This is a genomic window from Candidatus Photodesmus katoptron Akat1, assembly GCF_000478685.1.
Taxonomy (GTDB): Bacteria; Pseudomonadota; Gammaproteobacteria; order Enterobacterales; family Vibrionaceae; genus Vibrio; species Vibrio anomalopis.
Window position 1 is genome coordinate 150,500 of the sequence record NZ_AMSD01000002.1, and the last position, 14,771, is coordinate 165,270.

A 14,771-nucleotide genomic window follows, 5' to 3' on the forward strand; every position below is an offset into this window, starting at 1 on the left:
TTTGATGAATTATTTTGAATTGTTTGGTTTGCCAGTGCAATTTGGATTGGATAAGGTTTCTCTTTCTATTAAATTTAGAAAACTCCAGAGATGTTTTCATCCAGATAATTTTATAATTGCTTCAGAAGAGAAGCGTTCAGCAGCATTTAAAAAAACTTTGCAACTTAATGATGCATATCGAGTTTTAAAGTCTCCTATCAGTCGCGCTGAATACTTGTTAGCTGAAAAGGGCATACAAATTTCTAGACAAAAACCATTTAAAGACACTGAATTTTTAGTGAAGCATATAGAATTACATGATGAATTAGATCAACTATCTTTTGGTACTAATCCAAAATCTGCTCTTGCAGATTTTGATGGTAAGATTAGTAATTTATATGAACATCATTTGGTATTACTAGAACAGGAATTTCAGGATAATATGTGGATAAAAGCAGAAAGACGAGTTAATCAACTTAAATTTCTTGATAAATTAAAAAACCGGATTGAGCAAATTGAAGATCAATTATTTAACTAGATTCTAGGATAAAGAAAATAGGACATATTCATATATGGCATTAGTTCAAATTTCAGAACCTGTTCAAAACCATTCTTTGAATAAAAATAAATCTTCTGCAGGAATAGATTTTGGTACTACAAATTCATTAGTAGCTATTGTTAAAAATGGAGAAGTAAGAACTTGCTTAGATAATGAAAATCGAAGTGTTCTTCCCTCTATTGTCCATTATACACATAAGGATGTATTAGTAGGTTATAATGCAAAAGAAAAAGGCCAATCTGATTCTAATAGTACTATTACTTCTATAAAGCGATTTATTGGGCGTACACTTGATGATATTCGCTTGCGATATTCATTTTTGCCTTATTCATTCAAAAAAGGAACTGGTGGTTTGCCAGTGTTTCAAACTAATCAAGGCGATAAAAGTTCTATACAAATTTCATCTGATATTTTAAAGGTCCTTAGTTATCGAGCTAAGAAAGCATTAGGTAGTGAACTTGACGGGGTGGTCATTACAGTACCAGCCTATTTTGATGATGCTCAACGTATGAGCACTAAAAATGCAGCAGCTGTTGCTGGTCTTAATGTTTTACGTCTGTTAAATGAACCAACTGCAGCAGCTATTGCTTATGGTTTAGAATCAACAAGTAAAGAAGGCATTATTGTAGTTTATGATTTAGGTGGTGGTACATTTGATATTTCAATTTTACGATTATCATCAGGTATTTTTGAAGTTTTATCAACTGGAGGAAACTCTGAGTTAGGTGGAGATGATTTTGATTATTTGATTGCAGAGCATCTTCTTAATAAAATTAATCTAGAGGGCGAATTATCTGCTGAACAGAGTCGTATATTGCTTGATGTTGCAACTAATGCAAAAATATCTTTATCTAATGTAACTTCAGTTGAAGTTTCAATTTTTGGTTGGACTGGAATCATCACTTGTGAAGACTTGAATAAGATTATAAAACCTTTAGTAAAGCAAACTTTACTAATATGTAATAGAGCTTTAAAAGATGCAGAAGTTGATGTACAGGAAATTATGGAAGTAATTATGGTAGGGGGTTCAACTCGTATTCCATTAGTACGTGAAATGGTTGCTAATTTTTTTAGTCGTACTCCATTAACTAGTATTAATCCTGATGAAGTTGTAGCAATTGGTGCCGCTATTCAGGCTGATCTTTTAGTTGGTAATAAACTAAATGTAAATGCAAAAAATATGCTTTTATTAGATGTCACCCCTTTATCTTTAGGAATTGAAACTGCAGGTGGTTTAGTTGAGAAAATTATTCCACGCAATACTACGATTCCAGTAGAAAGATCACAAGAGTTTACAACATTTAAGGATGCTCAAACAGCAATAACTATTCATGTCGTTCAAGGTGAACGTGAAATGGTTAGTAACTGTCGCTCATTAGCTAAATTTACTCTGAAAGTTCCACCTATGATTGCGGGCATTGCTCGTATTCAAGTAATTTACCAAGTTGATGCTGATGGTTTATTGTCTATTACTGCTGTTGAAAAAAGTACTGGAAAGAAAGTAGCCATTCAAGTGAAGCATTCCTTTGCTTTTAGTAATGATGAAATTCATGAAATATTGAGAAAATCTTTGCGTTATAATAAACAAGATATAAATGCTCGTGCCCTTGCAGAACAAAGAGTAAAGGCGGAGCGTATTATTGATAGTCTGATTAAAGCGATTCAAATCGATGGTGATAAAATGTTATCGGATTTTGAAAAGGATGAACTATTTAATGCAATTAATAAATTAACTAAACTTTCTAACGGTATTAGTGTTGATAAAATTAGAAATGGAATAAAAAAATTAGATGATGCTAGCACAGACTTTGCTACTCGTCGAATAAATAAGTCAATTAAAAAACTCTTGTCAGGAAAATCAATTAACGATATTTAAGAGATCAAATGTCAAAAATTATTATTTTACCAAATGAGAAATTTTGTCCAAGTGGAGTGGTATTAGAAGCAAAACCTAGTGAGTTACTTCTTGATGTAGCCTTGAGATATGGCATAGATATTGAGCATGCTTGTGAAAAATCATGCGCATGTACCACTTGTCATGTCATTATTCATGAAGGGTTTGATTCTTTAGAACCAAGTGATGAATTAGAAGACGATATGTTAGATAAAGCATGGGGACTTGATCCTCAATCACGTCTTTCTTGTCAAGCTAAAATCCTTGATGTAGATTTAGTGATAGAGATTCCTAAATATACATTAAATCATATATCTGAGAGATATTAGTAATCATTAGATTGATTATTTCAAAATTAGGTATCTTTATCCAAATTAAATGAGGTAATTTATAATGAAATGGACAGATTCACGTGATATTGCAATTGAGTTATATAACGCATTTCCTGATATTAATCCAAAAACGGTGCGGTTTACTGATTTGTATCGTTGGATTTTAGAGTTAGATGATTTTGATGATGATCCTAATCATTCAAATGAAAAGATTTTAGAAGCTATTATTTTATGTTGGATAGACGAATCAGAAAACTAAGGTGTATTTTTTATTTTGATTATTTCTCTTTTTAGGTTAAGTTTGAGTATCCTCCTTCTATTACTAGAAGTGTTTTTATCTTAATGAAGAAAAAAATTTTAAAGTAAATTTAATAAGGATGATTAAATGAGCCCTTTAGAAAGAACATTTTCTATTATTAAGCCTGATGCAGTAAAAAGGAATTTGATTGGTGAAATTTTTTTCCGAATTGAAAAAGCTGGTTTTCAAATTATTGCGGTTAAAATGCTTCATCTAACTGAAAAACAAGTAGATCATTTTTATTTTGAGCATAAGGATAAAGATTTTTTTCTTGAACTTAAACAATTCATGACTTCTGGTCCTGTTATTATTCAAGTTTTAGAGGGGGAAAATGCGGTTATTCGTTACCGTGAGTTGATAGGTACAATACCTCCTGAAACAGCAGTATGTGGGACAATTCGATCTGACTATGCTTTAGATATTTGTCATAATTCTATTCATGGTTCAGATACTTTGGAATCTGCTGCTCGTGAAATTAATTTTTTTTTCTCTTCCTCTGAAATTTATTCACGCCATCTTTGTGGGTATGAGGGTACATAATTATTAATATTGTAAATTTATTTGATTTTGATCGTTCAAGTTTGCGTAGTTTTTTTGTCGAAGAATTAAAAGAAAAAGCGTTTCGTGCTGAGCAAGTAATGAAGTGGATTTACCACTTTGGTGTGAATGATTTTGATAAAATGACTAATCTAAATAAAAAATTAATAAAGAAATTAAAGTTTAGATGTAAAATTCAAGCACCTTTGATTTGCAAAACAAAATATTCTATTGATGGCACTATAAAATGGCTTATGCGAGTTGGTGATCAAAATATTGAAACTGTGTATATTCCTGAAAATGCTCGTGCTACATTATGTGTTTCTTCTCAAGTAGGTTGTGCACTTAATTGTTCATTTTGTTCAACAGCACAGCAAGGTTTTAATAGGAATCTTAAAGTATCTGAAATAATTGGACAAGTTTGGCAGGCAGCACGTGAAATTGTTATGAAAAAACAGTTTTCTTATTATCCAATTAGTAATATAGTAATTATGGGAATGGGAGAGCCCTTACTCAATGTAAAAAATCTCCTACCAGCTTTGCGTTTAATGCTAGATGATTTTGCTTTTGGCTTATCAAAACGTCATGTTACTGTTTCAACTTCGGGTATTGTGTCAGGTATTAATAAAATGACCGGTAATATAGATGTAGCTCTGGCTCTTTCTTTACATGCGCCTAATGATACATTACGCAATAGCATCATGTCTATAAATCATCGTTGGGGGATCAAAGAGTTGCTCGAATCGGTCCGTCGTTATATTAGTTCTTCACACGCTAATCGTGGAAAAGTTACACTAGAATATGTGCTTTTGGATCATATTAATGACGAAGTAGACCATGCTTGTGAACTAGCTGAGTTGATGAAAGATACACCATGCAAGATTAATCTGATTCCTTTTAATTCATATCCAGGTTCTATTTATAATAGAACGAGTAGTTCTAGAATGTCTCGTTTTTTCAAAAAATTAATAGAATATAATTATACTGTTACAGTGCGAAAAATTCGTGGTGCTGATATTGATGCTGCATGTGGACAGTTAGTGGGAGGGTTTATTGATCGAACTAGTCGAGATAATAGTATAATAAACGCTAAATTAATTCCATAAATAAGTAAAACAGCTATTCTAGATTTGTATTATTTTTTAATAAAGTTTAAAAAACATCGATTAGTTATTTACTTTATTTCTACAAGTTCTTTTTAAATACAAGAATCTATATTAAAATGGTAGGTTGGATTTAAATAGTAGAATGCTCAGTTTCAAAATCAGTCAAAGAATAAATAAAAAAATGAGTACTGAACAACAGAAAGAAAAAATTGGAACTATATTAAAAGTTCACCGAAAAAAACTTGGTTTTTCTCAAAAAGATATTGCAGATCGACTAAAATTGCGTTTATTTGTTATCCAAAGCATTGAAGAAAATCAGTTTACATCTAGTCAAGCAGTAACGTTTATTCGTGGTTACTTACGTTCATATGCTAAGGTGATCGGTCTAGATGAATCAATTGTATCCTATGCTTTAAAAAATTATGGTGAAATTCAATATCAAGAATATAGAATGTTAAGTTTTTCAAAAAAAAAAACTAAACAAGACCGTCGTGATAGTTGGATTATGATGCTCACATGGGGAATATTTTCTATGATTATCGCTATTTCCTTTTTTTGGTGGTGGCAACAGAAAGAACAAAGCAGACTTGCTGTAACTCTTGGTGATAATACGAGAATATTTTCTTCAACCCAAGAAACAGGACAATTAGCTAATAATAGTCACTTTACTAATATTATGTTAAGCTCTAATGTACTTGATGAGCCTACTATTGAAAAAATGGTAGTGTCTAAAGCCACTAATAATGAAAATTTAGATGAATTTTCATCTATTAAAGAGTTAGATACTTCTTTAGAACTAGCTTTAGTTAAAGACGAATTATTCCCTATTTCTCTGGAATCTAGAGATAAAAAAATACTTACGATGTCATTTCAATCTGATTGTTGGATACAAGTTAAGGATTCCTCTGGAAGATTGCTATCTACAGGGATAAAAAAAGCAGGTCACAATTTAGAATTAATTAGTGTACTACCATTGAATATTATTTTGGGTGTCCCAGAAAGTGTATCCATGACATTTGCGGGTAAATCTATTGACCTATCTAGATACACCTCAGGTAAAGTAGCTAGATTCACTTTAGCTTAAAAAAGTAACATGCAATATACTGTTTCTATAAAACGTCGCCCTTCTACTCGTATTTATGTTGGTCATGTTCCCATTGGTGATGGTGCTCCCATATCAGTACAATCTATGACAAATACTAGAACGACAGATGTTAACGCAACTGTTACTCAGATTCATAATTTAGAGAAAGTTGGTGCGGATATTGTTCGTATTTCAATACCAACTATGGATGCTGCTGAAGCTTTTAAATTAATTAAGAAGCAAGTATCTATCCCATTAGTGGCAGATATTCATTTTGATTATCGTATTGCCCTTCAGGTAGCTAAATATGGTGTCGATTGTTTGCGTATAAATCCTGGTAATATTGGTAATAAAATGAGGGTTCGTTCTATTGTAGATTGTGCTCGCGATAAAAATATTCCAATTCGTATTGGTGTAAATAGTGGTTCAGTTGAAAAAGATATTCAATTGAAATATGGGGAATTAACACCATCTGCTTTAGTCGATTCAGCAATGAGACATATTGATATTCTTGATAGTTTAAACTTTTCACAATTTAAAGTCAGTGTAAAATCATCTAATATTTTTCTTGCTATTGATTCATACCGTCTTCTTTCAAGAAAAATAGATCAACCATTACATTTAGGTATTACTGAAGCTGGTGGTAGACGCGCTGGTACTGTTAAATCTTCTTTGGCTTTAGGTTTATTACTTATGCAGGGAATTGGTGATACCTTACGCATTTCATTAGCTGCAGATCCTGTTGAAGAAATTAAAGTTGGTTTTGATATACTAAAATCTTTACGAATTCGTTCCAGAGGCATTAATTTTATTGCTTGTCCAAGTTGTTCGCGTCAAGAGTTTGATGTAATTGGAACTGTTAATGCTTTGGAGAAGCGTCTTGAGGATATTATAACTTCAATGGATGTATCCATTATTGGTTGTGTTGTTAATGGGCCAGGTGAAGCTAAGCTTTCTCATTTAGGTCTAGCTGGACTCCATAAAAAAAGTACTCTTTATGAAGATGGGAATCGTCAAAAAGAGCGAATAAATAATGATAAGCTTATAAGTCAGCTAGAAAAAAAAATTCGGATTAAGGCATCAATGCTTGATAAAAAAAATCGTATTGATGTTACCGAAAATTAAATACTTATAATTAATAATAACTATATTACGGTAATTTTTTGTGATAAAAAAAATTCAAGCAATTCGCGGTATGAATGATTGTCTTCCAAGACAATCTTCTCTTTGGCAAAAGCTAGAGCATATTATTAGAAACGTAATTGGTGAATATGGTTATAGTGAGATACGTATTCCAATAGTTGAAATGACTGATTTATTTAGTCGTTCTATTGGTGAAGTCACCGATATTGTTGAAAAAGAAATGTATACTTTTAAGGATCATAATGGTGAAAGTTTAACATTACGTCCTGAAGGCACAGCTGGTTGTGTACGAGCTGGTATTGAAAATGGCTTATTATATAATCAAGAACAACGCTTATGGTATATGGGGCCTATGTTTCGTCATGAGCGTCCACAAAAAGGTCGTTATCGTCAGTTCCATCAATTTGGAGCTGAAGTATTTGGTTTAGAGGGGCCTAATATTGATGTAGAGCTAATCCTGATGCTTTCACGTCTTTGGTATGAATTAGGTATTGATAAATATATTCATTTAGAATTACACTCCCTAGGTTCTTTAGAGACTCGTATAAGATATCGTAGTGTTTTAATATCATATTTAGAAAAGCATATTGACTTGTTAGATCAGATATCAAGACAGAGAATGTATGTTAATCCGCTACGTGTTTTTGATACTAAAAATCCCAGTATTCAAAATATATTAGATAATGCACCTAATCTTTCTGAATACTTAGATGAAGATTCACATAAACATTTTATTAGTTTATGTGAATCTTTAGATTCACTTGGTATTAAGTATACTATTAATACTCGTTTAGTTCGTGGATTAGATTATTATAATCGTACTGTATTTGAATGGGTAACTGAAATTTTAGGAACACAGGGTACCGTTTGTGGAGGTGGACGTTACGACAGTTTAGTTGAACAGCTTGGTGGGAAAGCGACCCCTGCTATTGGTTTTGCTATTGGACTTGAACGTTTAGTTTTAATGCTAGAAAAACTTAAGTTAACTAAAGTTCATCGCACTGTTGATGTGTACATAGTAGCTTCTTCCAAGTATGCTACGCTTCCCTCTATAAAACTTGCTAATCAGCTTCGTGAAGAAATCCCTGGCTTACGTATAATGAATGATTTTAGTGGTACTAGCTTTAAGAAACAATTTAAACGTGCAGATAGGTTTGGTGCTGCTGTAGCTTTAGTTCTTGGCGCACGAGAGGTTTCTGATATGACAGTAGTGGTTAAGGACCTTTTGTCTGGTAATCAAAATATTTGCTTTCAAAGAGACTTATCTGTTCAGATAAAAAAGTTAGTTAATAAGAAGATAAATGTAGATATAAATTATTAATTATTTTATAAATAGTATAGGAACAATAGAACGTTGTTTGGTTTTGTTAAAGAAAAACCAATTATGACCGTTAAAAAAAAATGGTATAGTTATGCTTGGATTGTTTTTTTTATTGTCATAATAGGTTTAGCTATTTTATGCAGCTGGATTTATTACCAAGATATCATTTTTAGAAAACAGGAAATAGTTTCTCAAGAATATGTGAATCTCATTTCAGAGCTAAAAGTGCAGACTGAGAGTAATATAAATCAAATTGAGAACTTTATTGATTCAAATAAGCATTCTGAATATTCTATATTAACAGCATTACAATTGGCTAAAGTAGCGGTAGAAGCAGGTAATTTTGATGAAGCATTATCCCGGTTACAATGGGCTAAAACCAATACTAGAGATAAAACATTAAGCTCAATTATTTCTTATCGTATTGCTCGTATTCAACTTGAGCAAGCTGATTTTGACGCTGCTATTTTTGAATTATCTGCTATCAAAGTTCAGCTTTGGGAAAGCAGAGTTAAAGAACTTCACGGTGATATTTTGTTAAGAAAAGGCGATATAGAATCTGCACGTTCTATGTATGTCCAAGCTTTAAAGACAAGACAACAAGGGGACCAAATCTTAAAAATGAAATTAAATGATTTGGGTCATATAGGGTTAGATATACATGAACACTAAAAAGAGAATTGGTAGTATTTTTATTCTTATAGTATGTATGCATGTTTTTCTAAGTCTAGGTTGTGTTCAGGTAAAAGATCTAGCTACTTCTTCATTTTCTTACAAAAATAGCAAAAATGAGATTATACAACTGCAGGAATGGAAAACATCCGTTGGTGAAGGGGTTGGATATCATATCTCAAAATTAAGTCCAAAGTATGCTTATGGAAAAATTTATATAGCAAGCAGAAGTGGTTTAGTTAAAGCATTAGATCCAAAAAATGGACATACGCTATGGGAAACCAGTCTTGAGGAAAATAATATTTCAGCTCGTTTATCTGGTGGAATTTCAGCCGCGTACGGAAAATTATTTATTGGTAGTGAAAACGGTAAATTAATATCATTAGACGCTCAGACTGGTAAGCTAATATGGAATGTTAGGATTGGTAGTGAATTGCTTACTGCCCCCGTTACCAGCAATAATATGGTAATAGTTAATACTAATCAAGGTATGTTGCTTTCATTAGATCAACAAACAGGTCAACAAAATTGGATTATTAGTACTACAGTACCAAACATTAGTTTGCGTGGGGATAGTGTTCCTGTAATTGGTTTTGATACCGTTTTTTGGGGAACTACAGATGGTTTTTTAGCTGCAGCAAACCTAGAACAAGGAAAATTAATTTGGAAAAAAGCAATTAGAAAAACGACTAGTAAAAAGAATATGAAGGTTAATCATATTGTGGATATAGATGCATCACCATTGCTTTTAGGAAATACGATTTTTGTAATAGGTGTTAATACTCAGTTAGTTGCCATCGATTTGAATTCTGGCCAATTTATTTGGGAAAGCCCTTATTCTTCTGAAAAAGATATACAGAGCGATGGTAATCGTATATTCATTACAACTGATAATAATTGTCTTGTAGCCGTAGATATAAAGAATGGAAATGAAATTTGGAAAAATGAACAACTAAGAGATCGTGTTGTAACTGATCCAAAAATTATTAAGGAATATCTTGTCGTTGGGGATAATAAAGGTTATTTACATTGGATTGATCGAAGAACTGGTGAGTTTATTACTCAATATAGAGTTCATTATAGTGGTTTTTCAGTTGGACCAATTGAACTTCCTGAGGGATATTTATTAACTACACGTAATGGAGAAGTAAGGAAATTTAAGATTAATTAGATCATGTGTTATTATTTTAAATTTATATTCATATATAAATAGGTTAACTTTAGTTAGACTATTGTAATTTAAAACCTTGTTCTTTCTTTTTACTTAAGCATATTAAACTAGAAATTCATATTGACAAGAGGTTTTATGCTCCCTGTTTTTGCTATTATTGGTCGTCCTAATGTTGGTAAATCGACTTTGTTTAATCGATTAACTCATACTAGGGAGGCACTTGTTGCTAATTTCCCCGGTTTGACACGTGATCGTAAATACGGTCGTGCTAAATATGATAACCAATCATTCATAGTAGTTGATACTGGTGGTATTGATAATGCTAATGTTCAGAAAAGTTTAGAAAGCAAAATAGTCAAGCAGACATCAACTGCAATTAATGAGGCTGATGTCGTATTGTTTATATTGGATGCCCGTGTAGGTTTAACAATTAAAGATCAACTAATTTCTAAACATTTACATCGAATTAAAAAAACAACTATACTTGTAGTCAATAAAATTGAGGGTATTGATTCTGGTGTTGCAATATCAGAATTTTGGCAATTAGGTTTTAAGTGTATCTTTCCAATTTCTGCATTGAATGGTCATGGTATAAAAATTCTTATTGAGTATGGATTGAATTTATTTTCTAACGCATTGATTCATCAGGATCATATAACAAAGGAGAAATCTAGCTCCTTAATGGTACCCTCGATTAAGCTTGCCATTATTGGTCGTCCTAATGTTGGTAAATCGACTTTAATAAATCGTATTTTGGGCAAAGAACGTGTCATAGTAGATAATATAGCAGGAACTACACGTGATTCTATTTATATTCCAACAAAACGAAATGGACATAAGTATATATTAATTGATACAGCTGGTATACGACGTCGTAAAAATATTGATGAAATAGCCGAAAAATTTTCAGTAATTAAAACACTAGCATCGGTAAAAGATTCTAATGTTGTTTTGTTTATTATAGATGCTCATGAACATATCTCTGAGCAAGACTTAAGTATACTTGGTATGATATTAAATACTGGTTGCTCCATTGTAATTGTTGTTAACAAGTGGGATGCTTTATCTAAAGAAAAAAAAATATATCTGAGGAAAGAACTAGATCGTCGGTTACACTTTATTAATTTTGTTCGTATTCACTTTATTTCAGCTCTTCATGGTAATGGGATTAGATCTGTATTTAAATCTGTACAGGAATCTTATAAAGCTGCAACTATGCGTCTTGGTGCTTCAACATTAACGCGTATCTTAAAAATGGCAACTTCTGATCATCAACCACCAATAGTAGGTCTTCATCGAGTAAAATTGAAGTACGCACATCCTGGTGGCTATAATCCTCCAGTTGTAGTGATTCATGGCAATTTACTTAATGGGATCCCAGATTCTTACAAACGTTACTTGGTAAATTATTATCGTAAATCTTTAGGGATTATAGGAACACCTATTCATATTAAATTTCATAATAGTGATAATCCATTTAGTGTTAAATTAAAATAAAGTTAAAGAAATCTCCAGTTATTGCTTTTTATCTTGTTTCAAAAATAATATGGTTTAATTCACAGTAGACAGAATTTCTCCATCAAATAGTTTTGTTTTTAATTGATCTCCAGTTTTTATTTTGCAACTAGAGCGAAGTATAATTCCTTCTTTTGTTTGTGTAATTGAATAGCCACGTTTCAGAGTAGCTATGGGGCTGATAGCGTTTAATGCTTCTAGAATTAAAGAAAATTGATACTGATTATTAAGCAATTTTTTTTTAGTAATATCAATTAATTTTTGTTCATCATATATTAGTTGTTTTTCTAGTTTTTCTAAAAGATTTTTTGGGGAATATAATTTTAATTCTTGTTTGTTGCGCTGATTTTTTTGTTTACAGTTAGAAATGTAGTTTTTAATTAGATAATTTAAAGAACTTTCTAGAATATCTAGTCGTTGATATTCTTTATTAATTTGATAATTTGGATGTTTTTTTTCTAGACTATGATAATACTCAGTTATTTTTTTCTGTTGAAGAAATAGATGATGTTGGATAGTGCTAACTATTTTATAATATATATTCATTAAATTTTTTTCTTGGTTTTTTCTATCATGACTAACCATTTCTGCCGCTACTGAAGGTGTTGATGCACGGATATCGGATACTAAATCAGTGATGGTTACATCTGTTTCATGACCGATAGCACTAATTATTGGTATTTTGCTATTAGCAATAGTACGTGCAACTCTTTCCTGGTTAAAAGAGGACAAATCTTCTAAAGAACCACCACCTCGTGCAATGATAATTACATCACATTCATTACGGTTATTAGCTAGAAGAATTGCTTCTGATATTTTTAGTACCGCATGAGCACCTTGAACTACAGTAGGGTAGATTATTATTGATAGATTAGGGTCACGACGTTTTAGCACCTTGAGTATATCAAAAAGAGCGGCTCCAGTTTTTGAAGTAATTATTCCAACATTTTTAAGCTTTTTAGGTATTTTTTTCTTACAGAGACTTGAGAATAATCCTTCATTTTTTAATTTGATTTTTAATTCATAAAACTCTTGTTGAAGTCTTCCTTCACCTTTTATCTGCATATTTTGTATTATTAACTGATAATCTCCACGAGGTTCATAAACAGAGAGACGAGCCTTAACTATCACTGCTTCACCATTTTTAGGTTTGAAATTTACTCGCATATTATTGTTTTTAAACATTGCACACTTGATTTGAGCATGAGCGTCTTTTAGTGTAAAATACCAGTGGCCAGATATTGGCATGGATAGGTTGGATATTTCACCCACTAAGCAAAGGAAGCCAATTTTATTTTCAAGAAGCGTCTTAACTTCAGAGTTAAGACGAGATACAGTAAAAATATTCTGATTGGTTGAAAAAAGCATATTTTCATTTCTTTTATTTAGAATATAATTTTGAGATACCTAACATACTGTGACATTTAAATGCAAATAAAAAGTATAAAAATTTCTAGTACAGATTTTTCTTTGTGTATAATGTCGTACTAATTTAATTAGCTTTGTTGCAGTAGTTGATGATGATACGGATGCAATAAGTTAGTTAATTTTTGTTACGTGAATAATTTTGTTATGAGATATTTATAGATGCTACGAATTGCAAAAGAGGCCTTAACTTTTGACGATGTCTTACTCGTCCCAGCAGAATCAAGTATTCTTCCTAATGCTGCTGATCTCCGTACTCAGCTTACTAAGGATATTATGTTAAATATTCCAATGGTATCAGCATCTATGGATACCGTAACAGAAGCTCGTTTGGCAATTGCCCTTGCTCAAGAAGGTGGTATTGGTTTTATTCATAAAAACATGTCAATTGAAAAACAAGCAGAGCAGGTCCATTTAGTAAAAATTTTTGAAACAGGTGTAATATCTTCTCCTATTACTGTTCAACCAGACGCTACGATATCAGACGTTATATCATTAACAGAAAAACATGGTTTTGCTGGTTTCCCCGTAGTTACTGACAATAGTGAACTTGTCGGTATTATTACCGGTCGTGATATTCGTTTTGTTACAGATCTTTCTAAAAAAGTCGAAACTGTTATGACTAGAAAAGAATCTTTGGTAGCCGTTAAGGAAAGAACATCTCGCAAAGAAGTTGAAGAGGAAATGCATAAAGCTCGAGTAGAGAAAGTATTAGTAGTAAATGATAAGTTTCAATTAACGGGTATGATCACTGCAAAAGATTTTCATAAAGCAGAATCTAAACCTAATGCATGTAAAGATTCTAAAGGTCGATTACGTGTTGGTGCTGCTGTTAGTGCTACTATACATAATCAAGAACGAGTAGAGGCATTGATTAAAGCAGGTGTTGATGTATTGCTTATAGATTCTTCTCATGGGCATTCTTTAGGAGTTTTAAATTGTATTCGTGAGACTCGTTCTGCATATCCAGATCTTGATATTGTTGCTGGTAATGTTGCAACATCTTCTGGTGCTTTAGCATTGATTGAAGCAGGTGTTAGTGCAGTTAAAGTAGGTATTGGTCCTGGTTCTATTTGCACTACTCGGATTGTAACTGGTGTGGGTATTCCTCAAATTACTGCTATTTCTGATTCTGCATCAGTAGCAGAAAAACATGGTATTCCTGTTATAGCGGATGGGGGAATTCGTTTTTCTGGTGATATATGCAAAGCAATTGTAGCAGGAGCATCATGTGTTATGGTCGGTTCAATGTTTGCTGGTACTGATGAAGCTCCAGGTGAAATTATTTTATATCAAGGTCGCTCTTATAAAACATATCGTGGTATGGGTTCATTAGCTGCTATGTTCCAAGGTTCTTCAGATCGTTATTTTCAATCTAGTGATTCATCTGATAAACTGGTCCCTGAAGGAATTGAAGGTCGAATTTCATATAAAGGCTATCTAAAAGAAATAATTTACCAGCAAATGGGTGGTCTTCGTTCAAGCATGGGTTTAACAGGTTCCTCAACAATTGAAGATATGCGTACTAAGGTTCAGCTAGTTCGTATTTCAGGAGCAGGAATGACAGAATCACATGTGCATGATGTGCAGATTACAAAAGAAGCGCCTAATTATCGTTTGGGATAATTTAATCAGATTTAATTATTTAATAAGTCAAAAATAGAATATAATTCTCAATTAAGAATAATTAAATAGATATTGTAGTTATAGTGGATTTTAGCTCTATTTTTTCTTT

Annotated in this window: 13 protein-coding genes and 1 pseudogene; 13 read left to right on the forward strand and 1 reads right to left on the reverse strand. The window is 32.1% G+C overall.

Annotated elements, in window-relative coordinates:
• Positions 1 to 4: 4 nt before the first annotated feature.
• The 12 genes and pseudogenes from hscB to der all read left to right on the forward strand — a co-directional run.
• The gene (gene hscB, locus O1U_RS03235) at positions 5 to 517 is read left to right on the forward strand and encodes a Fe-S protein assembly co-chaperone HscB (RefSeq protein ID WP_016503969.1); all 513 of its coding nucleotides are present in this window, start codon (positions 5 to 7) and stop codon (positions 515 to 517) included.
• 34 nt (positions 518 to 551) lie between these two features.
• Positions 552 to 2,414 (forward strand): Fe-S protein assembly chaperone HscA, encoded by a 1,863-nt coding sequence (hscA, locus tag O1U_RS03240; protein WP_016503970.1) that lies wholly within the window; start codon positions 552 to 554, stop codon positions 2,412 to 2,414.
• Positions 2,415 to 2,422: 8 nt separating this feature from the next.
• Complete coding sequence (gene fdx / locus O1U_RS03245; RefSeq protein ID WP_016503971.1) at positions 2,423 to 2,761, forward strand: ISC system 2Fe-2S type ferredoxin; 339 nt, start codon at positions 2,423 to 2,425, stop codon at positions 2,759 to 2,761.
• A gap of 64 nt (positions 2,762 to 2,825) precedes the next feature.
• On the forward strand, positions 2,826 to 3,023 hold the full coding sequence (gene iscX, locus O1U_RS03250; protein WP_016503972.1) for a Fe-S cluster assembly protein IscX: 198 nt from the start codon (positions 2,826 to 2,828) through the stop codon (positions 3,021 to 3,023).
• A 126-nt stretch (positions 3,024 to 3,149) separates the two neighbouring features.
• On the forward strand, positions 3,150 to 3,602 hold the full coding sequence (gene ndk / locus O1U_RS03255; RefSeq protein ID WP_016503973.1) for a nucleoside-diphosphate kinase: 453 nt from the start codon (positions 3,150 to 3,152) through the stop codon (positions 3,600 to 3,602).
• Complete coding sequence (gene rlmN / locus O1U_RS03260; RefSeq protein WP_034411834.1) at positions 3,599 to 4,705, forward strand: dual-specificity RNA methyltransferase RlmN; 1,107 nt, start codon at positions 3,599 to 3,601, stop codon at positions 4,703 to 4,705. Before ndk ends, rlmN begins: the two co-directional genes overlap by 4 nt.
• Positions 4,706 to 4,886: 181 nt before the next feature.
• The gene (locus tag O1U_RS03265; RefSeq protein ID WP_016503975.1) at positions 4,887 to 5,789 is read left to right on the forward strand and encodes a RodZ domain-containing protein; all 903 of its coding nucleotides are present in this window, start codon (positions 4,887 to 4,889) and stop codon (positions 5,787 to 5,789) included.
• Positions 5,790 to 5,798: 9 nt separating this feature from the next.
• Positions 5,799 to 6,914, forward strand: coding sequence for a flavodoxin-dependent (E)-4-hydroxy-3-methylbut-2-enyl-diphosphate synthase (gene ispG, locus O1U_RS03270; protein ID WP_016503976.1), 1,116 nt, complete (start codon positions 5,799 to 5,801; stop codon positions 6,912 to 6,914).
• 40 nt (positions 6,915 to 6,954) lie between these two features.
• Positions 6,955 to 8,253, forward strand: coding sequence for a histidine--tRNA ligase (hisS, locus tag O1U_RS03275; protein ID WP_034411832.1), 1,299 nt, complete (start codon positions 6,955 to 6,957; stop codon positions 8,251 to 8,253).
• Between the two features lie 33 nt (positions 8,254 to 8,286).
• Positions 8,287 to 8,925 (forward strand): YfgM family protein, encoded by a 639-nt coding sequence (locus O1U_RS03280; RefSeq protein ID WP_016503978.1) that lies wholly within the window; start codon positions 8,287 to 8,289, stop codon positions 8,923 to 8,925.
• Positions 8,915 to 10,096: an outer membrane protein assembly factor BamB gene (bamB, locus tag O1U_RS03285; protein WP_016503979.1), complete on the forward strand. Its 1,182-nt coding sequence runs from the start codon at positions 8,915 to 8,917 to the stop codon at positions 10,094 to 10,096. Before O1U_RS03280 ends, bamB begins: the two co-directional genes overlap by 11 nt.
• Before the next feature lie 135 nt (positions 10,097 to 10,231).
• Positions 10,232 to 11,584: pseudogene (gene der, locus O1U_RS03290) on the forward strand (ribosome biogenesis GTPase Der); the annotation flags it as partial.
• 63 nt (positions 11,585 to 11,647) lie between these two features.
• On the opposite strand, the gene xseA reads toward der, so the two are convergent.
• Positions 11,648 to 12,979, reverse strand: coding sequence for an exodeoxyribonuclease VII large subunit (xseA, locus tag O1U_RS03295; protein WP_016503981.1), 1,332 nt, complete (start codon positions 12,977 to 12,979; stop codon positions 11,648 to 11,650).
• 219 nt (positions 12,980 to 13,198) lie between these two features.
• Here xseA and guaB point away from each other — a divergent pair, with 219 nt between their 5' ends.
• Complete coding sequence (gene guaB, locus O1U_RS03300; RefSeq protein ID WP_016503982.1) at positions 13,199 to 14,662, forward strand: IMP dehydrogenase; 1,464 nt, start codon at positions 13,199 to 13,201, stop codon at positions 14,660 to 14,662.
• Positions 14,663 to 14,771 lie beyond the last annotated feature (109 nt).